The 26112-nt window shown below is 50.5% G+C and carries 22 protein-coding genes, 1 pseudogene and 1 riboswitch; of the genes and pseudogenes, 14 read left to right on the top strand and 9 right to left on the bottom strand.

Annotated features, from left to right (window positions below):
- Window positions 1-3: 3 nt before the first annotated feature.
- Window positions 4-1074, top strand: coding sequence for a hypothetical protein (locus C6Y40_RS00290; protein WP_146129458.1), 1071 nt, complete (start codon window positions 4-6; stop codon window positions 1072-1074).
- A gap of 51 nt (window positions 1075-1125) precedes the next feature.
- Here C6Y40_RS00290 and C6Y40_RS00285 read toward each other — a convergent pair whose 3' ends face one another.
- The gene (locus C6Y40_RS00285) at window positions 1126-2805 is read right to left on the bottom strand and encodes an alkaline phosphatase D family protein (protein WP_105932791.1); all 1680 of its coding nucleotides are present in this window, start codon (window positions 2803-2805) and stop codon (window positions 1126-1128) included.
- Between the two features lie 145 nt (window positions 2806-2950).
- Here C6Y40_RS00285 and C6Y40_RS00280 point away from each other — a divergent pair, with 145 nt between their 5' ends.
- The 7 genes from C6Y40_RS00280 (at window position 2951) to C6Y40_RS00250 (ending at window position 12505) form a co-directional block, all read left to right on the top strand.
- Window positions 2951-3322: a VOC family protein gene (locus C6Y40_RS00280; RefSeq protein WP_105932790.1), complete on the top strand. Its 372-nt coding sequence runs from the start codon at window positions 2951-2953 to the stop codon at window positions 3320-3322.
- 206 nt (window positions 3323-3528) lie between these two features.
- Entirely contained in the window at window positions 3529-6399 is a 2871-nt protein-coding gene (locus C6Y40_RS00275; RefSeq protein ID WP_105932789.1) for an insulinase family protein, read from the top strand.
- 171 nt (window positions 6400-6570) lie between these two features.
- A complete protein-coding gene (gene rnr / locus C6Y40_RS00270) occupies window positions 6571-8958 on the top strand; it encodes a ribonuclease R (protein WP_105932788.1) in 2388 nt (795 codons plus the stop codon).
- Window positions 8958-9698: a 23S rRNA (guanosine(2251)-2'-O)-methyltransferase RlmB gene (gene rlmB / locus C6Y40_RS00265; RefSeq protein ID WP_105932787.1), complete on the top strand. Its 741-nt coding sequence runs from the start codon at window positions 8958-8960 to the stop codon at window positions 9696-9698. Before rnr ends, rlmB begins: the two co-directional genes overlap by 1 nt.
- Before the next feature lie 11 nt (window positions 9699-9709).
- Window positions 9710-10342: a gamma-glutamylcyclotransferase gene (locus tag C6Y40_RS00260; RefSeq protein WP_240621794.1), complete on the top strand. Its 633-nt coding sequence runs from the start codon at window positions 9710-9712 to the stop codon at window positions 10340-10342.
- Window positions 10339-10845: a GNAT family N-acetyltransferase gene (locus C6Y40_RS00255; RefSeq protein WP_105932786.1), complete on the top strand. Its 507-nt coding sequence runs from the start codon at window positions 10339-10341 to the stop codon at window positions 10843-10845. Before C6Y40_RS00260 ends, C6Y40_RS00255 begins: the two co-directional genes overlap by 4 nt.
- A 121-nt stretch (window positions 10846-10966) precedes the next feature.
- Window positions 10967-12505: a diguanylate cyclase domain-containing protein gene (locus C6Y40_RS00250; RefSeq protein WP_105932785.1), complete on the top strand. Its 1539-nt coding sequence runs from the start codon at window positions 10967-10969 to the stop codon at window positions 12503-12505.
- Here C6Y40_RS00250 and C6Y40_RS00245 read toward each other — a convergent pair.
- Both C6Y40_RS00245 and C6Y40_RS00240 read right to left on the bottom strand, forming a co-directional pair.
- Window positions 12496-13101 carry a peptidylprolyl isomerase gene (locus tag C6Y40_RS00245; protein ID WP_105932784.1) on the bottom strand — a complete coding sequence of 202 codons (606 nt, stop codon included), beginning with the start codon at window positions 13099-13101 and terminating at the stop codon, window positions 12496-12498. The two genes, C6Y40_RS00250 and C6Y40_RS00245, sit on opposite strands and share 10 nt — an antisense overlap.
- Before the next feature lie 9 nt (window positions 13102-13110).
- On the bottom strand, window positions 13111-14277 hold the full coding sequence (locus C6Y40_RS00240; protein ID WP_105932783.1) for a methyltransferase: 1167 nt from the start codon (window positions 14275-14277) through the stop codon (window positions 13111-13113).
- A 29-nt stretch (window positions 14278-14306) separates the two neighbouring features.
- Here C6Y40_RS00240 and C6Y40_RS00235 point away from each other — a divergent pair, with 29 nt between their 5' ends.
- Complete coding sequence (locus tag C6Y40_RS00235) at window positions 14307-14948, top strand: alpha-ketoglutarate-dependent dioxygenase AlkB family protein (protein ID WP_105932782.1); 642 nt, start codon at window positions 14307-14309, stop codon at window positions 14946-14948.
- 3 nt (window positions 14949-14951) lie between these two features.
- Complete coding sequence (locus tag C6Y40_RS00230) at window positions 14952-15269, top strand: BolA family protein (RefSeq protein WP_105932860.1); 318 nt, start codon at window positions 14952-14954, stop codon at window positions 15267-15269.
- 22 nt (window positions 15270-15291) lie between these two features.
- Here C6Y40_RS00230 and C6Y40_RS00225 read toward each other — a convergent pair whose 3' ends face one another.
- Window positions 15292-16236: an AEC family transporter gene (locus tag C6Y40_RS00225; RefSeq protein WP_105932781.1), complete on the bottom strand. Its 945-nt coding sequence runs from the start codon at window positions 16234-16236 to the stop codon at window positions 15292-15294.
- A 189-nt stretch (window positions 16237-16425) separates the two neighbouring features.
- Between C6Y40_RS00225 and C6Y40_RS25500 the strand changes: the two are divergent.
- Both C6Y40_RS25500 and C6Y40_RS25495 read left to right on the top strand, forming a co-directional pair.
- Window positions 16426-17136: pseudogene (locus C6Y40_RS25500) on the top strand (methyl-accepting chemotaxis protein); the annotation flags it as partial.
- A 9-nt stretch (window positions 17137-17145) separates the two neighbouring features.
- Window positions 17146-17541 (top strand): CZB domain-containing protein, encoded by a 396-nt coding sequence (locus C6Y40_RS25495; RefSeq protein ID WP_420836916.1) that lies wholly within the window; start codon window positions 17146-17148, stop codon window positions 17539-17541.
- Here the strand turns inward: C6Y40_RS25495 and C6Y40_RS00215 are convergent.
- Entirely contained in the window at window positions 17528-17866 is a 339-nt protein-coding gene (locus C6Y40_RS00215) for a MerC domain-containing protein (protein WP_105932779.1), read from the bottom strand. The two genes, C6Y40_RS25495 and C6Y40_RS00215, sit on opposite strands and share 14 nt — an antisense overlap.
- A 62-nt stretch (window positions 17867-17928) precedes the next feature.
- A complete protein-coding gene (locus C6Y40_RS00210; protein WP_105932778.1) occupies window positions 17929-18543 on the bottom strand; it encodes a TetR/AcrR family transcriptional regulator in 615 nt (204 codons plus the stop codon).
- A 191-nt stretch (window positions 18544-18734) separates the two neighbouring features.
- Between C6Y40_RS00210 and C6Y40_RS00205 the strand changes: the two genes are divergently transcribed.
- The gene (locus tag C6Y40_RS00205) at window positions 18735-20300 is read left to right on the top strand and encodes a SulP family inorganic anion transporter (RefSeq protein ID WP_105932777.1); all 1566 of its coding nucleotides are present in this window, start codon (window positions 18735-18737) and stop codon (window positions 20298-20300) included.
- 74 nt (window positions 20301-20374) lie between these two features.
- Here C6Y40_RS00205 and C6Y40_RS00200 read toward each other — a convergent pair whose 3' ends face one another.
- The 3 genes from C6Y40_RS00200 to fucP all read right to left on the bottom strand — a co-directional run bounded on the left by C6Y40_RS00200 (window position 20375) and on the right by fucP (window position 24703).
- The gene (locus tag C6Y40_RS00200; RefSeq protein ID WP_105932776.1) at window positions 20375-21001 is read right to left on the bottom strand and encodes a thiol:disulfide interchange protein DsbA/DsbL; all 627 of its coding nucleotides are present in this window, start codon (window positions 20999-21001) and stop codon (window positions 20375-20377) included.
- Between the two features lie 102 nt (window positions 21002-21103).
- Window positions 21104-23002 (bottom strand): TonB-dependent receptor plug domain-containing protein, encoded by a 1899-nt coding sequence (locus C6Y40_RS00195; RefSeq protein ID WP_105932775.1) that lies wholly within the window; start codon window positions 23000-23002, stop codon window positions 21104-21106.
- A 73-nt stretch (window positions 23003-23075) separates the two neighbouring features.
- A riboswitch (cobalamin riboswitch) is annotated at window positions 23076-23283 on the bottom strand.
- A gap of 100 nt (window positions 23284-23383) precedes the next feature.
- A complete protein-coding gene (fucP, locus tag C6Y40_RS00190; protein WP_105932774.1) occupies window positions 23384-24703 on the bottom strand; it encodes an L-fucose:H+ symporter permease in 1320 nt (439 codons plus the stop codon).
- Between the two features lie 199 nt (window positions 24704-24902).
- Between fucP and C6Y40_RS00185 the strand changes: the two genes are divergently transcribed.
- Window positions 24903-26102, top strand: a complete 1200-nt coding sequence (locus C6Y40_RS00185; RefSeq protein WP_105932773.1) for an ROK family transcriptional regulator — start codon at window positions 24903-24905, stop codon at window positions 26100-26102.
- The last annotated feature ends 10 nt before the right edge of the window (window positions 26103-26112 follow it).

Below are 26112 nucleotides of genomic sequence, written 5' to 3'. Positions count from 1 at the left end.
GCAGTGCAGGTAAACCAACAGGAAATCGATGCCGTTGAAGCAAAGCTTAACGGGCAACATGGATTAAAAGCGGCACTGGCCGTGGCGTTCTGGTCGGTACCCATACTGGTACTCTGGTACTGGCTTTATTTGTACGACGACCGCTTCGCACCGGTCATGTTGGCACTCAGTGGCGCGGCAATTGGAATTGTGGTGCGGTTCTACGGCCGAGGCTATCAACTTTCCTTCGCGGTAATGGCATTTCTGGCCCACCTTGTTGTGGTTGTGGCGGCTTTTATGTTTGGCCTCAGCCTCGGTGAAGGCCAATCGGTCCGGGCGTTTATTATAGTTGGCCTGTACGGTGCTGGCGCATGGTCGGCAGCCTATATCGGTAGGCTAACGATTCCCTTTGAGCAGCACCGGGCATTTTATGTTCTCACCGAAGAAACCCCGCATAACAGCAGTCGGCGACTGAGAAATCGTTGGTTTATAACCACGCCGCTGGCGCTTTTAGGTTGTTGCCTGACACTCACCGCGTGTTTAATCGTTTTAACCGGTTTTGAGGTTTTTCGCGCCTCTCAATCCCATCACGAAAGCCGAATGGCCGAGCGCGAGGCTTTTGAAACACGGGCGATTGATGTGACCTCTGCCCACCTTGATACGCTGCCGACCGACGAAGCAATGCGTCACGCTTTTGCTTACTTTGCCGGACGTCTGGCGAATAAAAGTGGCCACCGCTACACCCGTTATCCAAAGTCTGATTATAAAGCAAAGCGCGTACTGACTTACCTTAGCGAAGAGCGCGGTAATGTGAGGGCGAAGTTTATTCTGGGTCGGCTTACCTATAACGAGAACGGCTTAAGCCTCATTCAGCAAGCTGCCGACGAAGGCGATATTTACGCGAAGATCCATGTGGCATCAGAGTTTGGTTGTTATGGAGAGCCAGATAAAGCCATACAACTACTCAATATGCTGGCAAAGACCACCAATGATAAAAGTGCCCAGGATGAAATTTATTCGGTGTTAAGTGTAGGCTTTGAACAGATCTGCGCGGAATATCGCATTCCGGACTTTGCTCAGATGTATATTCGTTGAGCGCGACATGAGATCTACAAAGGGCCTGTTAAGGCCCTTTGTAGCAAGTGCTTAATTGACAAACCGCTCGGTGTGGCGGGTGAAAACGGTGTAGTTTTCGTTGCTGATGTTACTTACATAGTGCCACTGGGTGGTGACCATGGAGAGGGTAAATGACATGGTCATATAGCCCCGCTCATGAAGATTGCAGTAACTGAGATCGTCAATTAACAGGGGCAAAGCATCAGCCAGTCGTTTAGCCTGTGCTGTGTTTAGCCCCAGATAGCCTTCCATGCCCGGAGACGAAACGCTCGGTGTTGCATACTCCATCGCCACGGTCTCGCCGCTGTTGTCGGTAAGCTTATTCACCCAGCCATTATGGGTATCCCCGGCAATCACCAGTAAAGATTTTTGCGCATCCGAGAACAAGCTGAGTACTTTGTCACGCTCTGCGGCATACCCATCCCAGGCATCCAGATTGTAGGGGAGTTTGGTGGCTAAACGAGCCAGTTCTTCTTCGCTTAGGGTGGCGCCCGCCTGTTGCTTTTTGAGCAGACCAAGCAAACCTTCAATGGCACCTGCCACGGCTTCACGCTCGCTGGTTAGTACCTCAGCAGGATAATGCATCTTACCCATCAGGATCTGCTGCCCGAGCACCTGCCAGCGGGCACTGCTTTGCTTAACTTCATCGGCCAGCCAGTTAAACTGGGCCCTGCCCAGCAATGTGCGATCCGGATTATGCAGCGCCTGCATAAATGCTTTGCCGTCAAACTGGCCATCGGCACGCTTATAATCGGCCATGTTAAGCTGCTTTTCACGACCAATTACCCGTGTATCAAGCATATACAGGTTTACCAGATTGCCAAATTCAAAGCTGCGGTAAATCTGCGGGTTACCATCGCCCATGGGCGGACGAATGGGTAACCATTCGTAATAGGCCTGAATAGCGGCGGTGCGCCGGGCAAAAAAATCGCCTTCGTCGGCCGAATGGTTCTGCGCTCCCGACATATAGGTATCGTTGGCAATCTCGTGATCATCCCAGATAGCGATGAAAGGTTTACGCTGATGCAGTAACTGCAGGCCGTTGTCCTGCCGGTAAGTTGCATAGCGAAGCCGGTAATCCTTAAGCGTTAGCAGCTCTCCTTCATTACCCGGCATAAAGTCGCGGCCTATGGCTTCTGCGTTGGCCGTGGCATAGCCGCCTTTCGGGTATTCATAAATGTAATCACCAAGGTGCAGTACCACATCAACTTCACTATCCTCAGCGGCTGCTTTGTAAGCATTGAAGTAACCCGCCGGATAATTAGCGCAGGAAAAAATAGCAAACTTCAGCTTATCAATTACGCCCGTCGCCAGAGTACTGGTGGTACCGGTTACGGAACGGTTTTCACTGGTAAAAAAGCGATAGTAGAACGACCGGCCTGCAGGTAAATCCTGAACATCAATTTTTACGGTAAAATCGTTGTTGCGCGTGGTTTTTGCCACGCCGTCGCGCAGCGGTGAATTGAAGTCCGGCGAGGTGGCAATTTGCCAGCGCACATAACCGCTGTCGTCATTGTCGGCCGGTACTGCTCTGGTCCACAGAATCACGGCGCTGGTGGTTGGATCGCCACTGGCTACGCCGTGGGTAAATTCAACGGCCGGGAAATAGTCTTTGGTTTGGGGGGCCGAGGCACAGCCGGTTAACTGGGTCGACAGAGTAAGAGTACCGCCGAGTAAAGAAGAAAGTTTAATAAATCGTCGTCTGTCCATGGCGCTTTAATAACTGTAGGAAAAAAGAATGCTCACTTTAGCGTAACTGGTGCAGCTTGCCTACCTTCTGTCACCCGTCGTATTGCTTTGCAATTTAGCTCGGGCTGGACGATAGTTAGGTTTACCTAATCAATGAGGGCAACACATGGAACTTGGCGCATTTTCGGTAAGCTTATCGGTAAAAGATATCCATACTTCAAAAGCATTTTACGAGAAACTTGGGTTCAGCGAGTCTGGCGGTGACATTAATCAGAACTGGCTGATTATGCGCAACGGTAAAAATGTCATCGGACTGTTCCAGGGCATGTTCGAGGGCAATGTCCTGACCTTTAATCCCGGTTGGGATCAGGATTGTAAAACGCTGGACTCGTTTACATCGGTGCAGGATATAGAATCGGCCTTGACCGATGCCGGGGTGATTCTGACCAAGAAAACCGAGCCAGGTTCTTCAGGACCAGAAAGCATTGCCATGATCGACCCCGACGGCAACGCGATCCTGATTGATCAGCATGTCTGACTTGCGGTAAACAAAACTGCATATCGGGTCAGTAGCATCGCTGACATATTTGTTTACAATCCTGTGTAACCGGTGACTGGCGCCTTGCGGCGCTTTTCTTTATGGTGTGCTGCGTGAAAATTCGTTCCGACAGTTGCATTATTAAGAGCCGGGTCGGTGTGAAAGTTTCAACTCACTATATTAACGCTGCATAAGGTAACATTTTAATGAAAAAGCTTTTGATTGCAGGTGTAGTTTCCGCTGCACTGCTTGGCGGATGTGCCACAGAAAAAGCTCAGGCTCCGGCCAGCCCGGTTGCTACGCCAGAGAGCGTAATGGTATCGCCTAACGACGACAGACAGTACGATACTTTTACTTTACCCAACCAATTAGAAGTGATGCTGGTGTCTGACCCGGCAGCCGAAAAATCGGCCGCATCACTGAGCGTGAGTGTAGGCTTGCTGCACGACCCGATGTCACAGCAGGGCATGGCGCACTATCTGGAACATATGCTGTTCTTAGGGACTGAGCGCTACCCGGATACCAAAGGGTATACCGAGTTTATGACCGCTAACGGTGGCCAGCACAATGCCTACACGTGGCTGGATATCACCAACTACATGTTTAAAATCAATAATGATGCCTACGGCGAAGCGCTGGATCGTTTCTCTGATTTCTTCAAGGCGCCCAAACTTTACCCGGAGTATACCGACAAAGAGAAAAATGCGGTCAATGCGGAATGGTCCATGCGCCGCGAGATGGATTACTTTGGCCAGTTTAAACTGGCGCGCAGCCTGATGGGCGACCATCCGGCCAACCGCTTTCTGATTGGTAACCTGGAAACCCTTGGCGATAAGGAAGGCAGCAAGCTGCACACCGAAACGGTGAACTTCTACGAGCGTTACTACTCGGCCAACATTATGAAGCTGGCGATGATCAGCAACCGTCCACTGGACGAAATGAAAGCGCTGGCAGAAGAATACTTCGGCAATATTGAAAACAAGAACATCGATAATCCAACAGTTGACGATAAACTCGATTTTGCCAAAGTGGGCGGCAAGCGAATTCATTACGTACCCAATGAAGACGTTAAAAAACTCAATATCGACTTCACCATCAGTGATAACAGCGATGAGTTTGCCACTAAGCCTAACCAGTTTTTAACTTACCTGATTGGCTCTGAGATGCCTGGTACGCCGGCTTATCAGTTAAAAGCCATGGGGCTGATTTCTAATCTGTCTGCCTCTGCGTCGCCGAACATGTATGGTAACTACGGTTCATTTAGTATCAACATCGACCTCACCGATGCCGGTATGCAAAACCGCGAAGCCATTGTGGCTGTGGTCATGCAGTATATCGACCTGATCCGTGAGCAAGGGGTAGATGCTAAATACTTCAGCGAAATTCAGACCAGCCTGAACAACCGCTTCCGTTTCCTGCAGAAATCCGATGAATTTAGCTATGTGTCAAATCTGGCGGCAGCGATGCAGGAAGTACCGGCTAAGTTTGCGGTATCTTCGCCCTATTACTACGAATCCTTCGATGCTGAGGCTATCGAAGAGGTACTGGCACAGTTAACGCCTGAGCGCGTTCGCATCTGGTACATCAGTAAAAATGAACCATCAGACAGCCAGCTGCATTTCTATGACGGTAAATATCAGGTTGCTACCATTAGCGACGAAGAAATTGCCAGCTGGCAAAAGCCTGCGCAAATCGCGCTGAATTTACCGGCCGTCAATACGCTGCTTCCGGAAGAATTTGCCCTTAAGCCACAAACACCACAGGAAAAACCTGAGCTGGTGATTGACGAAAACGGCGTTAAGGTTTGGTCGTTCCCCAGTCAGGCATTTACCGAGCAACCGCGTGGTGAAATGACCGTTTATATCAATTCAGGTGTGCCTGAGTCAGATGTTAAAGCAACAGTAATGACGACTCTGTGGCAAGACCTGTACAGCCTGCAGCAAAGCGCGCTGATGACTGAGGCCAGCATTGCCGGGATGTCGTTACGCTTTAACGATGGTAATGGTATCAGTCTGGCTATTGGTGGCTTTACCGATAAACAGCCTGAGTTACTGACCAAAGCCCTTGATGCACTGGTAGTTGACGTTAACGAGCAGAACTTTGCCCAGGCAGTCGATCGCTACGTACGTGGTTTGCAGAATGCTGGCAAAAAATTCCCGTTCTATCAGGCGTTCGATGCGTATAACAACCTGATCCGTGAAGGTAACTTCAATACTGATGCGCTTATCAGCGCGGCTGAGTCGTTAACGGTGGCTGATATGCAGGCGTTTATGCAGGCTCTGCTGAGTGAAAACCAACTGCGTATTTTTGCCTTTGGTAACTATGACAAGGCCGATCTGGACAATGCGGTAGCGTTAGTAAAAGGCGCTCTGCCGGATGATCGCACCAGCGTAAATTACGATATGCGTGAGTTCTGGCTGCCACAGGCTGAACAGACGCTGGTCTGGCAGCAGGATCTGACCGTTGCCGATGTGGCGCTGATTGATGTGATGGTGCATCCAACGCCTGGTTTTGATACCCGCGCAGCCGGCACGGTATTACGCGGCCACTTCAGAACCGTTGCCTTTGACAAGCTGCGTACCGAAGAGCAACTGGCTTACGCGGTAGGCGGTATGGCAACCAGCATTGGTGATTATACCGGTTTTGCAATGTTTATTCAGACCCCGGTGAAAGACGTGGCGGCCATGCAGGCGCGTTTTGATGAATTTAAAACGCAATACAAAGTCGCACTGGATGCCTTAACCGAGGAAGAGTTTGCCAAATTAAAAACCAGTGCACTGGTGTCGCTGAAGGAAGCGCCTAAAAACATGCGCGACGAAGTGGTACCGTTTATTTCTGACTGGTATCGCGAAAAATATGACTTCGATAGTGAGCAGAAACTCATTGCTGCAGTGGAAAAAGTGACCCTGGAAGATGTTAAGGCGTTTTACCAGCAAACTATGCTTAACGACAGTGCTGCACGGATCTCTGTACAGTTGCGTGGTACCAGCTTTGTGGAACAACCCTTTGCAGATATTGAAGGGGCCACCAAGGTTGAGGATCTGGCTGGTTTTCACGAGTCGATGAAAAAACAATAAGCCACAAGCGCTTTACTGCAACACAATCAAAAACGGTGGCCTCTGCCACCGTTTTTTTTATGCCGTGGTCCGTTATATACTGATACCACTACAATTCTTATACGCAATTGAGTATTTAATGAGCCAGATTAGTATTATACTGGCAGCAATACATCAAACCACAGAGTTTATATGACAGATGATCCGCACTACGAGCGGGAAAAAGCCAAGTACGACAATCCGGTAGCCAGCCGCGAATATTTGCTGGAAACCCTTAAAGAGCATGGCAAACCCATGACCTTTATGGACATTTGCCAAAGCGTAAATGCCCAGGACGAAGGCAGCCGGATTGGTATTCAACGACGCCTGCGCGCTATGGAGCGCGAGGGGCAAATTCAATTTACCAAACAAAAACGGTATGCCGTTCTACAACAGGAAAAGCTTATCCGCGGGCGAATTATAGGTCACCGTGACGGTTACGGTTTCCTGCGTCCCGATGACAATTCCGGCGATTTGTTTATCAGTGCCGGGCAGATGCAAATGTTTATGCACGACGACAGGGTGGAAGCCCGTGAGAGCGGTACAGACCGCCGTGGTCGTCGCGAAGCCTATATTAATCAGGTGATAGAGCCCCGCAAAGAACCCATTGTTGGCCGGTATTTTACCGAGCAGGGCATGGGAATGGTGATTCCTGATGACAGCCGTATCAACTTTGAGATTATTATTCCACCAGAACACGCGCACGGTGCCAGACAAGGCAATGTGGTGGTTGTGGAAATTACTCAGCGTCCCCGTCGCCGGGTCAGTCCGGTTGGCCGGATTATTGAAGTGCTCGGCGAGCACATGGCGCCGGGAATGGAAATTGAAATGGCCTTGCGCACTTTCGATATTCCCCATCAGTGGCCCAAAGGGGTTACCCGCCAGATTGAAGGGTTAACCGACAGCGTTAAGGAAGAAGACAAAACCGGTCGCGTCGACCTGCGTCAGTTACCGCTGGTGACCATCGACGGTGAAGACGCCAGAGACTTCGACGACGCTGTATTCTGTGAGCCGCTGGATAACGGTGGCTGGCAGTTATGGGTAGCCATTGCTGATGTCAGTCAGTATGTGACGCCGGGCAGTGCGCTGGATGCCGAAGCGCTGGAGCGCGGTAACTCGGTGTACTTCCCTGAGCAGGTTATCCCCATGTTGCCGGAAGTGTTATCGAACGGCTTATGCTCACTGAATCCTGAAGTTGACCGGCTGTGCATGGTATGCGAAATGACCATCAGCCCGGCGGGCAAGCTGGAGAATTATCAGTTTTACGAAGCGGTGATGAATTCCCATGCCCGCTTTACCTACAGCAAAGTGTGGCAGATTTTAAGCGGTAACAAAGAGCTTCATCAACGTTATGAAGAATTTGTGCCTCACCTGCGCCACTTACACGATCTGTATCGCGCACTTAAAAAAGCCCGTGCTCAGCGAGGTGCCATTGAGTTTGAAACGCAGGAAAGTAAATTTGTTTTCAATGCCCAGCGCAAGATTGAAAACATCGTGCCCATTGAGCGTAACGATGCCCATAAGCTGATTGAAGAATGTATGATCATGGCCAACGTTAGTGCGGCCTTGTACATTGAAAACAATAAAGCGCATTCACTGTTTCGCGTGCACGACAAGCCTGATGCGGACAGGCTGACCGCGTTTACCTCTTATCTGGGCGAAGTAGGGATCCCGCACAGCATTGTAGAGGGCGCCTCGCCGGCCGATTTTACTGCGGTGGTCAGCAAAACCCGTGGTCGCCCTGATCAGGAACTGATCCAGACCATGCTGCTGCGTTCCATGAAGCAGGCTATCTACGATGGCGACAACATTGGTCACTTTGGCCTGGCGCTGGATGCCTACGCTCACTTTACCTCGCCGATTCGCCGGTATCCGGATCTGGTGGTGCACAGAACGCTTAAATCGATCCTTAAAAAACAAGGGCAGACGGTTCATGGTGCCAAGTCTTACAGTGAAGAGGAAGTCGAGCAGTTAGGCGAACAATGCTCCATGACTGAACGCCGCGCCGATGATGCTACCCGGGATGTCAGCGACTGGCTCAAATGTGAGTTTATGCAGGATCACGTGGGTGAAACCTTTGAAGGCGTGGTGAGTTCGGTGACCGGCTTTGGTATTTTCGTGCGCATCACCGAATACCATATCGATGGTCTGGTACATATTACCTCCCTCGACGATGACTACTACCGTTACGACGAAGTGAAGCAAACCCTGAGCGGCGAGAGCGGAGCGCGCCAGTACCGCTTAGGCGATCAGCTGGAAGTAATAGTAGCGGCAGTGAACCTGGATGAGCGTAAAATCGATCTGGTGCTCGATAATAAGTGGTTGCGTTCCACTGGCGGTAAAAAGGTCAAAGTAGTCAATAAGCGCAGTGGTGATGAAAAATCGGCTGGCCGCCAGCGTCGTAGTGCTAAAGACGGCGATAAAAGCGGTGCGAAAAAATCAGGTAAATCACGACGTAAGCCAGCGGGAAAATCTGGCAGTACAGCTAATAAGCGCGGTAGCTCCAAGAAGGGGCGACCGGCAAAAGGTAACAAAGGTTAATGGCACAGCAAGAATGGTTATACGGCCTGCACGCCATGCAGGCGGTAATTGAAAACGAACCCGAACGATTAATTGAAATCTGGGTATTGAAAGGGCGTGATGATGAGCGGTTGATTAATATTGTTAATCAGGCTCGTCGATTTGGCGTTGCGGTGCAGTTTTGTAACCGTAAAGTGCTCGACGATAAGGTTAAAGGTGAGCAGCACCAGGGCATCGTGGCCCGGGCGAAGCCAGCCAAAACGCTCGATGAAAGCGATTTGGACCGGCTGCTGGATTCAACCCCCGTGCCCTTATTGCTGGTGCTTGATGGTGTGACCGATCCGCACAATATAGGCGCTTGCCTGCGTACCGCCGATGCGGCCGGTGCCCACGCGCTGATCGTGCCTAAAGATAAGTCTGGCGGGCTTACCGGCACGGCCCGCAAAGTCGCTTGCGGAGCCGCTGAAGTAGTGCCTTTTATACAGGTCACTAATCTGTCGCGAACCTTAAAACAGCTGCAGGATAAAGGGGTTTGGGTAATTGGTACCGCCGGCGAAGCCGAACAACTGATTTATGATTGCAAGCTCAGCGGCCCTATGGCGTTGGTGATGGGTGCCGAAGGCAAGGGCATGCGCCGGTTAACTCGCGAAACCTGTGACGAACTGGTAAAACTGCCCATGGCTGGCAGTGTATCCAGCTTAAATGTGTCGGTGGCTACCGGGGTGTGTTTATACGAGATTGTCCGCCAGCGCGGCCTTTAAGGTACTAAGCGATGGAAAGCATAGCCCAGCTCGAACGTTGGATGACGGCCATTTCTGAGCCCCATATTGTGCTGGGCTATGGCAGTCTGATGAACAGTGACTCCCGGAGTCGTCATTCAGGGATTCCCCACGATGGCGTTGAGGTTGAGGTATTTGGTTTCGAGCGGGGCTGGATCACGCGCTCTGAACCCGAACTGCAAACCTACGTTGGCGCCTATCAGAAAAAAGATGGCTGGCTGAATGCGCAGCTTGTGCCTACCCATCTTGATCCGGCGCTGCAAAAGCGGGAGCAGGACTACCGCTTTACGCCGGTGACTATCGACCAGTTAAACTTTGAACTGGCTGACGACCTCACCGAGCGATTGATTGATTGGTTAAAACTGCGCGATATCTGGATTTGTGAGTCGTTAAAGGTTGAGCCCTCAAGCGCCGACTATCCGGTCCATCAAAGCTATATCGACACCTGTCTGGCCGGTTGCCTGGAGTTAGGCGGCGAAGCGGCCGCCCGGCGTTTTATAGCCTCAACCACAGGTTGGCAGCATCACCGGGTTAACGATCGCGAAGCGCCCCGCTACCCGCGGGCGGCAGTGGTCAACCCGGCTTACTTTGCAGTGATTGATCAGTTACTGGATAACCCGTCATGATTATTGAGTCTGAGCGGCTGAAGCTGCGACGGCTGAGCCGGGATGATGTGGATTTTATTCTGGCGGTAACTAACGACAAACAATGGCTGACGTTTATCGGCGATCGCGGTATTAACGACGATGGTCAGGCCAGCCAGTATATAACCGTAGCCAGTGACAGCTTTGCTGCCAAAGGATATGGCTTATGGCTGGTTGAAGCCATTGATGCAGAGGGCGATAAGCGAATTGGACTATGTGGCTTTATCCGCCGTCCGTTTCTGAGTTGCCCCGATCTTGGTTATGCCTTTTTACCCCGGGGGCGCGGCAAAGGCTATGCCTGTGAAGCGGTAAACCTGGTGCTAAGCTGGGCTTCCTCGCATACTAATGAGCGCCAGGTCAGCGCTATTTGCCGGCCGGATAACCTTGCTTCGCTGGCAGTGCTCCAGCGTGCAGGGTTTGAGCGCATGGGAAAGCTATTTCAGCCACAGCAACTGCCTCACGATTTCTTTTTGCGCCCTTTGTAGTCTGCTTGCTGGCTTCGACTGAACAGGCCAATTCAGCTTTAATTTATGAGGTATGTGTTATACTTTAGCCGGTATTATTCTATGTCTTTTCAAATTCATTTAAGCAGGGAGCAGGGACGTCTTGGGCTTATTTGCATCTATCAAAAGCAAACTAACCTTTATTAGCCAGCGTTATGGCAGAACGCTAACGCTATTGGCGGTGGTGTTGTTTTTAACGTTCGACTTTATTGCCCTCTCGCTCAATGTCTGGCTGTCTTATCGTATTGAAGCGGCCGCCATCAATATCAACCTTTCCGGCAGGCAGCGGATGCTGAGCCAGCGGCTGGTGAAAAACCTGCTGATGATGGAAAACGCCTATACTAACGAAGAAGCTTACAGTGCCGCGCTGGCAGAATTGCGCGAAACCTTTAAGCGTTTCGACCTTACTCTCGATAGCTTTCACCGCGGGGGGCGAACGTTTTCGGCCGATCACAATGTGATTGAAGTGGCCCCCCTAACCAGCGATGCCAGCACCCAGATAGTGCAACAGGCGTTACTGGAGTGGTCCCCCCTCAGACAAAAAATCAGGCAACTGATTGGCCGTGAGTACGACCATTTGCTCCTCCGGCAAGCCATCGATGTGGCGCAGCGAAAAAACCTCACGTTACTCGATTTGATGAACAAGCTTACCGTTGAGCTTGAACACGAAACTCAGGCAGAAGCCATGTCAATTCGCTTTTATCAGGGACTGGCTTTTTTCCTGGCCATTTTTAACTTTTCCCTGGCAATTTTGATGTACCGCTTGCGGGTACGAAAAGCCATTCACTCTGTGGATTTGGTCGATAACATAGTGAATAAGATCGCTGCTGGCATTCTGGTAGCTGATGAAAGCCATAAAATTATCAGAGTAAATAAGCTCATGGAAAACATGAGTGGTTATGCTACGAGCGAGCTGCTTGGCCGCAAAGTTGATACTTTGTTGTATGAACATGAAGGTGAAATGTTCGGTGTGCGTAAAATTGGCGAGCAATATCATTGCCAGGTAGAGGTTAGTAAAGTCCTGATCGGTAACCGTCCGGCAACGGTGTACACCATTATTGATGACAGTCAGCAAAAAGCCCAGCAGCAGGAACTCACGTTGCTGGCTTATCACGATCAGTTAACGGATTTACCTAATCGCCACCTTTTTAATGACCGCTTGTCGGTAGAACTGAAGCATGCCCGGCGCCGCAATGAAAAAATCGCCCTGTTGTTTATCGACCTCAACGGGTTTAAAGGCGTAAACGATCGCTATGGACACAAGTTTGGGGATTTATTACTGGGGCGTGTTGCTGTCAGAATGAAGCAGACCGTACGGGATTCCGACACTGTGGCAAGGCTTGGCGGCGATGAGTTTACACTACTGCTCACCGATATAGAGTCTTATAAAATGTGTAAGGCGCTGGTGGATAAAATCATTGATGCGATTTGCAAACCCTACCTTATTCAGGAGGTGCTGGTCGAAATTGGTGCCAGCATCGGGGTGGCCTGTTTTCCTGACGATGCAACCAATGAGCAGGAATTATTGAGCCTGGCGGATAAAGCCATGTATCGCTCTAAAGCCACTGGCGAAAGCTGTATTACCTTCGCCAGCGACTGGCTTTCACATAAGCCTGAAAAGCATCAGGTGGATCAAAACTGAGGTGGCAGCAGTTCCACTTTATTTATGATAATCGGCTCTACCGGTGCATCGGCGAAACCAATGGTCGCTTTATATTCGGTTTCTACTTCGCCTATGGCATCAACCACTTCATAGCCTTCCACTACGGCTCCAAAGACCGCATAGCCCCATGAGCTGCCCGGGTCGAGATTATCGTTTTCATCCAGATTAAAGAAAAACTGACGGGTTGCGGTATGCGGGTCGTTCTGGCGGGCCATGGCTACCGAGTACATGGTATTTTTCAGGCCGTTGCCTGACTCGTTAAAGATGGCAGGATAAGACGATTTCTCTTCGTAATCCACTGTGTAACCACCGCCCTGAACGATATACCCTGGGATAATGCGCTGGAAAATGGTGCCTTCGAAACTTCGCTTATCCACATAACGCAGAAAGTTGTTTACTGTGATGGGCGCACGGCGACGATCCAGTTCGATGACAATATCACCCATGGTGGTTTCCAGCTTAACCCGCGGGTAGTAATTATCAGGCTGGATTTGTGAACCGTCATCCGCTTCTTTTTTGGCGGCCTGGGCAGACACGGTAAAAATCAGCAGTGAAAATAGCAGAGCTCTTAGCATGGGTTATCCTTATCGTTTTGCAGCACTAAAAATAACAAACTTGTTCTGGCTGGCAAGGGTAGTAACGCCGCCAAACAAGCGTTTAAGGGTATGGTAATAATCCAGGTGCCGATTGGCTACCACAATCAGATGACCGCCTTTTCCCAGCAGTTCATAAGCGTCATGAAACATCTGCCAGGCAATATGGTCGGTAATGGTATTTTGCTGGTGGAACGGCGGGTTACACAGCACTTTGGTATAGCTTGGCCGGGCAGGCTGGTTGAGTAAGGATTCCAGACAGTTACTGGCTACAAAACGGCACTGATTAAGCTGCTCAGGGAAATTGTTTTCGACATTCAGGCGGGCTGAAGCAATCGCCATGTATGACTCATCCACAAAGGTGACCTTCGCGTTTGGTGCCATACTCAGAGTATTAAGCCCCAGTACGCCATTCCCGCAGCCCAGATCGAGCAGGTTGTCATGGTCGCTGACCTGCATATGCTCGAGTAGAAAACGCGCACCGATATCCAGCGACTGGCGGGAAAACACGTTGGCATGATTAGCAACCTGCACCGTCTGGCCATTGGGTAGTCGGCAAGGCCACACCGTGGGGTAAGGATTTTTAATTTCGCGGCTAAGCACTTCGGGATCCGGCTGACAAAAAATCAGGCGGGATTTCTTTTTCGCCAGTGACGTTTTAGTGGGGCCAATGAGCTTTTCAAACAATGCCAGCACAGAGCGCGTAACGGTTTTTACTTTTGCTCCGGCGACGATAACGGTTTGCGGCCCGGCCACCTTGCGCAGCGCCAATAACTGACTTTCCAGCAATGCCAGGGTGCGAGGGATTTTGATGACGACCAGTGCCGGAGAGTCAGGCAAAGGGGCGAGGCAATCTTGCATTGGCACATCAGGCAGTTGGTTGGTCGTCAGGTTTTCCTTAAACGATAACTCTGCAATTTTCGAGTCAGACACCCACACCGGTTGCTCTTCAGCAAACCAACACCCCAGCGCACCGAAATCATCGTTAAAGAGTATCCACGGCTGTTGGCTGCCTGATAACGCCGGTAGCTCCTGCCCGATATGCTCAATAAGCAATTCGTCAGCGCTGTCCCAGGCCTGCAGACTCTTGTGCTGATGTTTGGCCGGATAGCGGATCAGCGTCAATGTGCGGTCAGATAGTGTAAACTCTGTGTTCATGATGTGTGGTTTGCCCGGTGTTATCGATAATGCAATTTAACCTATTTGCCAGTCAGGCGGCGGCTCTGGCGCCTGTATCACTGCCCGATGCCGATATCCGTTATCAGTCTGACTGGCTGTCGCCAGTGCAGGCTGAAGACCTGTATCTTCAGCTCCAGCAGGAATTACCCTGGCGGCAGGATACTATCAAATTGTACGGCCGAGAGGTAAAAATTCCGCGCTTACAATCGTGGCACGGCGCGCCTCATTGTGAATATACCTATTCCAATTTGCGCATGCCACCGCATCCCATGACAGCTAGTTTAACGCAACTGCAGCAACGACTGAGCGCAGAACTAAATGCGCCGTTTAATTGTGTTCTGGCCAACTGGTACCGCGATGGCAATGATGGAATGGGAATGCACGCCGATGATGAACCCGAACTCGGCCCGCGCCCGGTGATAGCCTCCATCTCACTGGGTAGCACCCGGCGCTTTAGTTTTAAGCATTTGCGCAGCGGCGAGCGCAGCGAACTCATGCTGGAGCCCGGCAGCCTGTTGGTAATGGCTGGCGATACGCAGCAATACTATCACCACGGACTCAGCAAGACGCGCAAACCTATCGGTGGTAGAATTAATCTTACTTTTCGATATATTCCCGGAGCGGAAAACTCCGATACAGGTGAGCCATAAATGATGCAGGTAAAACCCTTTATAGAGCAGCAATTAACTGATGAACTCGCACCACAGTACCTTGAAGTGCTGGATGAGAGTTACATGCATAATGTGCCGGATGGCGCACAAAGTCATTTTAAGGTTACTGTTGTCAGTGAGGCCTTCGAAGGACTTCGCCTTATTGCCCGTCACCGCCAGGTGAATGCGCTGGTGGCTGAAGCACTAGCCGGGCCGGTTCACGCCCTGGCTTTGCACACCTATACCCCGGCCGAATGGCAAAAGCGTAACCAGACGTCGGTAGATTCGCCAGCGTGTCTGGGCGGCAGCAAACTCGGCTAACTACCGTTAAGCGCAGTAACGATTAAAGCAGCCCCTGGCCAGAGAGAAAATCGAACGCCGCAATCGTCAGGGGCAATGACAATACCGTGGTGATGGCGATGATGCTGGCCGCCAGTCGGTAATCCCCTCCAAGCGTGCGTACCATAACGTAACTGGCAGCGGCCGTGGGTGCGATGGTCATCAGTAATACAATGCCCAGAGGCATGCCGCGCAGCCCGGCTACATAGGCTACTCCCACCATCACAGCCGGATAAAACACACATTTACTCAACGAACTAACACTAATATTAAACCAGTCCGCACTGAATGAGCGGAACCGCAATGAGGCGCCGGTACACAGCAAGGCCAGTGGTAAGGTAAGTTGTGCGAAGTATTCACCGGTGGTGGTTAGCAATACGGGCAGACGCCAGTCGAAATATGAGAAGGGTAACGCAATAACAATGGCTATTATTAGCGGATTCTTCAAAATACCTTTTATCTGTGAGGTAAGTGAGCGCTTGCCTTCCTGATAAAAATTGAGAATAAATACCGATAATACATTAAACAAAATGGTGACCATACCCAGATAAACAGAGGCGGCTGCCAGACCATCACTGCCGTAGGTTTGTGCGCAATAAGCCAGACCAATAATACCCATATTGGCCCTGAAGCCGCCCTGGGTGACCACCCCGGTTGCCTGGCGATTCGGCACCATCAGATGACTGGCTAACATCAGCAGCAAAAAATAGCCCAGCGTGCCGGTTAAGCCGGTAATGATCAGTACCGGATTCGCCGCTTTACTGAAATCAGCCTGACTGATGGAGATAAACAATAAGGCTGGCAGGGCCACGGTAAACACCAGTTTGGAGCCGGTGGCGACAAATTCATCATTAATAAGTTTGGCGCGCAATAATACATTGCCCATGATAAGTAATACGAGGACCGGGCCAATAACAGTAATGGCAAAATCAAAGGTGGATGCTTGCATAGCGGTTGAGAACCCCGAGAAGGCAGTGAAAGCGTTCTGAAAACAACAGCATACCACCAATTAACGGGCACTGGGCAAGGTTAATACAGTCAACCTTGCATCAGACGCTGATAATGTGAATGGCAACTACACCAGATTATGAATTTTTATATATAAGCTTTTACTAATTAGGCTATATTTTATCTAACCATGGATAAATTGAGTCTCGCAATGATTTTCAGACGCAGCCAACCCGTAGCTGAATTAGCAGAAATAGAACGTTTAAAGGCAGAAAACGCCCGCCTGGAACAGAATCTGTCTAATATGGAGCAGCAACTGCATACCGCCTACACCGATGCAGAAGTGCTGGCCAGTAAAGTGGCAGTGGAAAGAAAGCTGGTAGAAAACTTCTTTCATTCGCTGGAAATGCTCGACTCAGTGCGTATGGATGTGGCCGCGTCGGCCACCGAAGTGGGTCACGAAAAAGAGCGACTTGAGGGCACGCTCAGTGAATTCTCATTGATTAGCAGCACTCTGACTCATTGCGTGAGCGTACTGCAAACCCTGGCGGGTAAATCCGAGTCGATGAACCAGTCTATAGAGGAACTTTCTAATTCCGCCAGCGAAATACAGACCTTTGTTACGCAAATTCAAAGCATTGCAGAACAAACCAATCTGCTGGCCCTGAACGCGGCTATTGAGGCTGCCCGGGCGGGAGAGCAGGGACGAGGCTTTGCGGTGGTTGCCGATGAGGTCCGGGCTCTGGCGGCGCGCTCGGCAGATGCGTCAAAACAGATTTCTACTCTTACCCAGGAAACCAGTCAGCAAACAGACACCACCAGGCAATATATCGCCCAAAGTCATACTGAAACACTGGATGTGTCGGAGTCGGCTACTAAAATTAATCAGTCTGTACATGAAATATCAGCGATGGCCAGCGGGATGGCGAAAGCGATTTCAACCGTTAGCCTGAGCACCTTTGTACAAACCGTGAAACTCGATCACCTAGTGTGGAAGGTTAACGTATACAAAGCTATCCGCACGGAAAATACCCAGCAGGCCGGGCAACTGGCTGATCACCATCAGTGCCGTCTGGGTAAATGGTATTACGAAGGCGATGGTAAAGCGCTGTATGCTTCATTTCCTGAATTTAAAAAGCTGGAAGCCCCTCATGCGCGGGTGCATGAGTCTGGTATCGAAGCATTAAAGGCGAGCGAAAAAGGCGACTCGCAAACACTCATCAACACATTGCAAATAATGGAAGATGCCAGCGTTGATGTGTTTGAGTGCCTTAATGCACTGAAAGCCAGAATTACTCAGATGTAGCCGGAGGTGTCTCTTTTGCGAGCACTTCCTGTAGTCCTTTCTGCATTAGTGCAGAACGGCGTTGATTAATCATTTGCCGGGAGATAATAAGGCCAAGCAACAAAGCGGCTATGGGTAGCCAACTGCCGTAACCAAAAAACGAATACAAAATACCACCCAGGCCAAAAATCATAAATACCGGTAGCAGCCAGCAATACATTTGGAACAGGCGTTTTGCCGGGGGATTGAAACTGGTGTCGCGGGCTTTTTCCAGCAGGGTAAACTGCTCATGACGTTCGCGATCGGCGATTTCCGGGAATTGGTCGATGTATTCTTTAATATCCATAACTGACGTTTCGACGTTATTTTTGCTGCAAAGTGTAGGCGCAGCGAATTCACAATGCAATCCTATGGCAGGCTAACCTGATTAAGTACGATATCCACGGCTTCAGAAACCCACTCGGCAATGGTGTTCTGGTCGGGGATAAAATCCGGATGCAGCAAACAATACATCTGCGATTTACCCCGCAAAACAGTAATAAAGTCGGTCGCCAGACGCAGCGGCTCGCAACCGTTATCAGCCAGCTCATGCTTTTGCAGAGCGCGGTTAACCGCTTCGGCTATCACCGGCAGGATACTGGCGGGCCCGGCATCATAAAAGGTTTTCGCAAGCCCCGGGAAGCGTGGCGCTTCAACAACCACGGCGCGAAATAACGCCTGATTCTCTGGTGCCAGTAATAAAGTTAAGTACGCTTCACCAATACGAAACAGCGATTCTGAAAAATGCATATCGGGCAAACTAATGGCTCTGACCTGTTCAATAAAGTGTTTGCACTGGGTATTCACCACCGAGGCAAATAAACTCTCTTTGGTGGGAAAGTGATTATATAAGGTGGCTTTGGAAACGCCGGCTTTTTTCTGGATCAGATCGGTAGTGGCGCCATTGTAACCGTACTGCAGAAAATAATGACAAGCCGCTTTGATTATGGCCTGAGTCTTTTGCTGTTTGTTATTGAGAGACATGAAGTTTTTACTATCTGAGGTGTTAACGACTATGGTAACGACTTACCCGGCTCAGGCAATGCTCTAAGGGGCAGCTTTGACTGCGTTTATCGCATCGGGCGGCAGATTTTTACAAACTGTTAAAGGACAAATGAGCCTGGTAATGGTAGGATCGCCGACCGATTTTTAACCACCTCAGTGCTGAGATAGTAATGTTTGATATCATCACGAGTAAAGAAAGTAACGTAAAGAATGACGTGCTCTCAGGAATAACCGTTGCCCTGGCACTGGTGCCCGAAGCCGTTGCTTTTGCATTTGTTGCCGGCGTTGAGCCGATGATAGGCCTGTACGCGGCATTTATGATGGGGCTGATTACCTCTGCCATTGGTGGCCGTCCTGGCATGATTTCCGGTGCAACCGGCGCGATGGCAGTTGTTATGGTTGCCCTGGTTGCCGAACACGGTGTCCAGTACTTGTTTGCCGCAGTGTTATTGGCCGGTTTGTTGCAAATATTGTGCGGCGTATTTCGCTTAGGGAAGTTTATTCGCCTGGTGCCTTATCCGGTTATGCTGGGCTTTGTAAACGGCCTGGCTATCGTAATTTTCCTGGCCCAGTTGGGGCAGTTTAAAGTCACTGGCGCACTGGGTACCCAGGAGTGGATGAGCGGCACTATGCTCTACATTATGCTGGGGCTGGTTGCATTAACCATGGCAATCATCTACTTATTGCCAAAACTGACCAAAGCCGTACCCGCATCGCTGGCGGCGATTATCACTATTACATTGCTAGTGCACGGACTGGATCTGGAAGCTCGCACGGTTATCGACTTCGTGCGCGACATGCTCCCGGTTGACCAACGCGACAGCGCCACCCTTGCGGGCGAGCTGCCAACGTTTGCTATCCCTATGGTGCCATTTAACTGGGATACGCTGATGATCATCTTACCAACCTCGGTCATTTTATGTCTGGTGGGTTTGATTGAGTCACTGTTAACCCTCACCCTGATTGACGAAATGACCGATACCCGTGGCCGCGGTAACAAAGAATGTATTGGTCAGGGTGTTGCTAACACCGTGAACGGTTTCTTTGGTGGTATGGGTGGTTGTGCCATGATTGGCCAGAGCATGATTAACATTAACTCTGGTGGTCGCGGACGCTTATCAGGTATCACCGCAGCAGTAGTATTACTTGGCTTTATTTTATTCGCTGCACCGCTGATTGAGATGATCCCGCTGGCAGCACTGGTTGGTGTAATGTTTGTGGTAGTAATAGGCACCTTCGAGTGGGCATCGTTCCGCATAATCCGTGGCGTTAATAAGGAAGATGCTTTTGTCTTGTTCCTGGTAACCGCCGTTACCGTTATTGCCGACCTGGCGATTGCCGTGGTGGTTGGGGTAATAGTTTCTGCGCTGGTGTTTGCCTGGAAAGCTGCTCGCTACGTTGATTCGAAAACCCACATTGATGACGATGGCTGGAAAGTCTACGAGCTGCGTGGCCCGGTATTCTTTGGTTCAGTCAGTCACTTTAAAGAGCTGTTTGACGTGGCTAATGACCCGGAAGATGTGGTTATCGACTTTAAGAACAGCCGTATTTGGGATTCATCAGGCATTGATGCGCTGGATGGTCTGGCCGATAAATACGAGCAGGCGGGTAAGAAACTGCATATCCGTCACGTGAGTCAGGAATGCCAGAGCTTGCTAAATAAGGCAGGTAAATTCGTTGAGATAAACGTTAACGAAGACCCTCGCTACCGGATAGCAACCGATAAGCTTGCCTAAAAAATCAAGGGGTCAGAGTAAATGATTACTCTGACCCCTTGATTACCTTTATTATTGCCTGGAGCAAAGTGATTTTAGTCGCGTTTTGCTGCCAGGTAGTTAAATAGTTCCAGGCGTTCAGTTGGCGTCAGGTCACGGCCAATCTGTACTTTATATTTACCGTTAACAATGAAGGTAGGCACCGAGCGCACTTCGCGGCGATAGTCTTCTACGACTTTATTGTTTTTACCCAGCATCGATTTAACGCCAAAGCTTTTAGCCAGCTTATCGAATTTTGCTGAATCCACACCGTTGATAATAAAGATGTTACGGATGTCTTTCATGCCAGTAATGGTGGCACGTTGTTTATGAATATAGTTAAAGATTGCGGCGCTCAGCTTGTCTTCCTGCTTCAGTGCTTTCGCAATTAGCATTGCCGTAGTCACTTCATCCTGCACAGCCTGACTGGCGTAAGGCATAAAGTTAACGTGTACTTTTTCAAATTTAACGCCTTCATCCAGGGATTTTTTCAGGTCCGCTACAAACGGCTCTGTGCGATAGCAGTGCGGGCACCAGTAGGAGAAAAACTCGAGGACTTCGGGCGAGTCACTTAAGGGCTTATCGATTTCTTCGTAATGTTTACCTTCTTCCCACTTAACAGCGGCAGAGACCTGTAATGGAATCAGTAATGCTAGTACAACCCACAAAGCAAACTTCTTCATTCGAGTGTTTTCCTTTCTAATTCAAATAAACGTTGAGATTATCATACCGCTAAATATTCGCCTAGTCAGTGACGACCAGGCGAATTAAACGGCGATTAACAGTTAAAAGCGATAGCTGGTATGCACCAGGAAGCGCCGCTGGGCACCGCGGTAGCCAATGATATCTTCATAGTCTTCAGACAATGCATTATCCACTCGGACCCCAAACTGCCACTGTTGGTTCCAGTCATAGTTCACGTTTATGCTGGTTAGCCAGTACGGATCAAGACTGACAACTTCGCCGCTGAATGACGTGGGCGGGTAAAAGATATCCTGACGCACGCCGGTGTAATCTGCTTTGATATAAACAGATAAACCCTGAACCGCTAATGAATGGCGGTAGGTCACCGAGCCGGTATGGTTAGGGCGACGCAGTTCAACCGCCTGATCGGCACCATCACCGCTGGTGGCATCCAGATAGCTGTAGTGGACAGTGAACTGCCAGGTATCAGCAACCCATTGCAGCGATGCTTCAAAGCCGTCGCGGCGGGAATCCTGACTGGCATTGGCCACCGAGCTTAAGCCACTGGCGCTGTCCCATACACTGGTGATTTCGTTTTCCAGGCGCGTAGTAAATACGCTGAAATCGGCCGAAAGCTGACGGCTGAACTGGCTTTGCAGTCCCACTTCAAACTCCCTGCTTTGTTCTGGCTTGAGATCAGGGTTACCAATAAACTGGGCCGGATAATAGCCGTACAGCTCAGTGAAGTTTGGTGTTTTAACAGCCTGGCTGATGCTGGCAAAAACATTAACCTGACGGCTCAGGGCATAGTGTGCACCGGCGCGATAACTCCAGGCCTTTTCGAAGCGATCGTTATCGTCGTAGCGTACACTGAACTGCGTAGTCAGCTCATCTGTGCCCAGCCCGGTTAACTCTGCAAAAATACTGCTGGTGCTGTCATCGCGACGATAGTTCGGATCGCCCCAGTCAGATGGTCCTCGTTGTTCGAACTCGCGACGAAGTAACTCAGTGCCAATAGCAAACTGGGCCACGTCGGTAGTGATAAACTGAGTCCAGTTCAGCTGCTTACGCTCTCCGGTGGTACCACCAGCGTCAAAACCGCTGGTCAGGTTGTCGTTATCATCCTTGTGGTACTGGGCTTTAAGTTCGCTGGTATAGCCTAACTCAGCGATAGCCAGGTTCCACTGTAAGTAGGAGGTTAACTGGTCGCCATCGGTAACGTTGTCGGCATCGGCTGGCAGGCCGGTAGTGAAGTCGCTTGCATCATAGTCGTTGCGATAATCAACCATGCGTGCACCGGCCATAAAGGTGTTACTGGCGGTTGCCTGCCAGTTCAGTCCAAAACCGGCGGTGGTATTGCGGTAACCATCATCTTCGCCGCCGCTACGCGACACATTGTCGCCATCGGTATTAAAGTGATTGGCGTACAGAGACACGCTCAGGTTGTCCAGCGACTGCTGTGTTGAGACGGAAGCACGATAGGTGCTGGCGTTACCAATACCAGCACTCAGTGACGTGTTGTCATTACTCTCACTGCCCGCTTTAGTTGTGATGCTAAGTACACCAGACACCGCACCACTGCCCCACAGTGCACTTTGTGCACCACGGAGCAATTCAACTCTGGCAATGTTATCTGCGGTGAGGTGGGCAAAATCTACCAGACCGCCCTGGCTGAGGTCATTCACAATCACGCCGTCGATCAATACCAACAGGTGATTGGTTTCGCTACCACGCAAACGCAGTTCGGTTAGTGAACCAGGGCTACCCGACTGACTCAGACTCACGCCGGGCATACCGCGTAATAAATCAGTTAACTGGGTAGCACCTGCAGCCTGAATATCTTCTTCGGTGAGGACTGAGACTGAGGCCGCCAGTTTGTCCAGGCTAACCGGTAAACGAGAACCGGTAACAGTAATGGTTTCTACCGAGGATTGCTGGGCACAGGCAATGTTCGCGGCGCACGCAAGGGCTACCGCACAGGAAAGGGATCGAATTTTCATAAAAGGCTCTTTTAACAGCACTCCCGCCGAGTGCTAAGACGGATAAGAAGTGGCAACCGGCCCGTTATGAGCAGTTGCCGACGCAGCGCAGGCCGGTCTCCGGGCTTTCAGTCATGCCGGGGCATGAATTCCCGCCTTCCCGATAGTCGGTGGCGTAGGGGAATCGTATTAACATGTGCATGCAATACGTGATTACCGTTGCGGGGGCAGCGTAAGCTTTTCACTTACTTCCCGATTATCCCGATGAGCGTACATCAGGCACCTGAGCGGGCGGGATTATAACGGCAGCGCCAACGGATAAAAACCCCCGGCAGTAAAAATGCAGTCATCTGAAAGCACTAATCTTTATGGCCTCAGATGACCGGCTGGTAAGCGGGTGAATTACTTCACCGTTACCGGAGCAGAGTTTGCGCTATTCGCTGTAGTGGTTCGGGATGCTTTGTTTTTGATATCAAACAGGCCATAACCGGCGACTAGCAGGAAGCATAGGGCTGGCACCACGTAAGACACGATTACGCTCCATGAGTCGATGATCGCAGCCTGAAACAAAGGCAGGATTGCGCCGCCCAGAATCGCCATCACCAGACCAGCAGCGCCAAGTTTGGTATCTTCTCCCAGACCTTCCAGCGCAATACCGTAGATAGTGGGGAACATCAGTGACAGACAGGCAGAAATTGCTACCAGTGATACCACACCAACCATGTTCGGTGCCTGGGTCATAACAATACACAACCCGGCCGCTATCAGTGACATAATCATCAGCAGTTTTGCCGGATACAAATACTGCATTAACCAGGTCATCACAAAGCGTGAGACAAGAAACACAATCATGCTGTACTGCAACACCTGGCCGCCATCTACTTCATTACCGCCAATCGCCGCCATGGCGTACTGGATGGTAAAGGTCCAGACACAGGTTTGCGCTCCCACGTTAAAAAACTGCGCAAGGACGCCAAAACGATAGTGGCGGTTAAGCATTAAACGCTTAAGTGAGGCCCCTAGCTGAATATTCTCAGCGCGCTGTTCTGTGGACTCATTCACCGGGGTTTTAATACAGGCAATGGCAATCCATACCACAACCAGCACAAAGGCCATCCCCACGTAAGGCACCATCACCGCATCCAGTTCGGCGCCGATTACAGACTTGAGCTCGGCCGCAGACATGCTGGCGCGCTGTTCGGCTGAGGCCTGATTAAGGTTAGGCAGAATCAGCGTTGCGGCCAGAAATACCCCAAGGTTGGTACCCACCGGGTTAAATGCCTGAGCCAGGTTCAACCGGCGGGTGGCGCTTTGTTCACAGCCCATAGCCATCACATAGGGATTGGCTGAAGTTTCCAGGATAGAGAGTCCGCCGGCCAGCACAAATAACGCAAGCAGGAAGAAGCCGTAAGTCATGGTCTGACTGGCCGGGTAAAACAAAAATGCACCGGCTGCGGCGCAACCCAGCCCGGTAAGCACCCCGGTCTTGTACGAGAATCGTTTATTGATAAAGGCCGCAGGAATCGCCAGACAAAAATAGGCACCGTAATAAGCAAATTGAACCAACGCCGATTGCAGCGATGACATCGTAAAGATTTTACTAAACACTTTAACCAGAGGGTCCGTCATATTGGCGGCAACACCCCAGGCAGCAAAACAGATGGTGAGCAGAATGAAAGGGAGCAGTGTTTCCCTGGAAACCAATGGCGCGCGTTTTTGCACGATAAGCCTCGTCATGTAAAAAATTAGTTAAGCGATTTAAGCAACAAAAATTTTTCGTGTCAATAAATCAACAAAATTTATTTAATTTGTTTTCTTTTGATTTGAGGGAGTTTTATGCCTGATGTTCAGCAGAGCTTTGCACCGGGCTTCTGAAGGACTAATATAGCGTGTTGATTTAAGGATAAATAAGAGAAGTGTTATGTCTGAAACCATTCAAGCAACGTCGAATGAGCCTCTGCCAGTATGGCAAAAAAGTGTTGTACCCAAGGGGCAGTCGGGTTTGCGCGCGCTGAATGAAAGACGAATTCTTACTCTTATCCGCCAGCACCAACACCTCCCTAAAGCACAGATTGCCAAACAAACCGGGCTGTCAGCCCAGGCTGCCACGGTGATCATCAACCGGCTCGAACACGATGGCTTGTTGCAGCGCGGTGAACCCCATCGTGGCAAGCGTGGTCAGCCCAGCGTGCCGTTCTCGCTTCGAGCCAACGGCGCATTCGGACTGGGTATCAAAATTGGTCGGCGCAGTATGCAGATATCGCTGATTGATTTTCTGGGCAATGTGCGGGCTTCACTGTGTGAGCACTGGGATTTCCCGGCTATTGAAGCGATGCAGCGATTTACCCAAAAAGGGTTGCGAGCCATTTTGTCGGCCCTTGATGAAGAGGAAGTCAGCAGAGTCAGCGGTGTGGGGGTGGCCATGCCATTTGAAATATGGCGCTGGAGTGAGCAGGCCGGTGCGCCGGAAGATGAGCTAGCGCGCTGGAAAGAGTTTGATGTACTGGCGGCGGTGCAGGAGTTTACCGAACTACCGGTGTATTTGTGTAACGATGATATTGCCGCCTGTGCTGCAGAGCTTTGGTTTGGGCAGCACCGCGAGCTTAGCGACTATTTGTATTGCTTTGTGGGCACCTTTATCGGTGGTGGCATGGTGCTTAACCGCAAGCTCCATGTTGGCCGTAGCGGTAATGCCGGCGCGGTGGGTTCTCTGCCGGTACTGGCTGGTTCAGGTAACGCTCAGTTACTCGATAGTGCTTCACTTCACCGATTGGAAAGAACGCTTAAACAAACGGGCGTAGATACCGCTTTTCTACACGGCCGGCATCCCATCTGGCCGGAGAATTTGCCCGAGGTGGCCGATTGGTTGGAAGTGGCGGCCGAGGGAATTGTGCAGGCTGCCATCAGTGCTCATGCCTTTCTTGACCTGGATGCCGTGGTGATTGAAGGCGCTGTTCCGGATACCGTTAAGCAGGCGTTGTTACATAAATGTGAGCAATTACTGGCGAAAGCAGATTGCCGCGGATTATCGCCATTACGGCTATTGCCGGGCTCTGTTGGCGCCGATGCACGGGCCCTTGGCTGTGCAAATCTCCCCTTACTGGCCCAATACAGTTTGTAAATTTAATAAA

It is taken from the genome of Marisediminitalea alba, assembly GCF_002993365.1.
Classification (GTDB): domain Bacteria; phylum Pseudomonadota; class Gammaproteobacteria; order Enterobacterales; family Alteromonadaceae; genus Alteromonas; species Alteromonas alba.
Note: the sequence above shows the minus strand (reverse complement) of the source record. Positions and strands in the feature narration are given on the sequence as shown.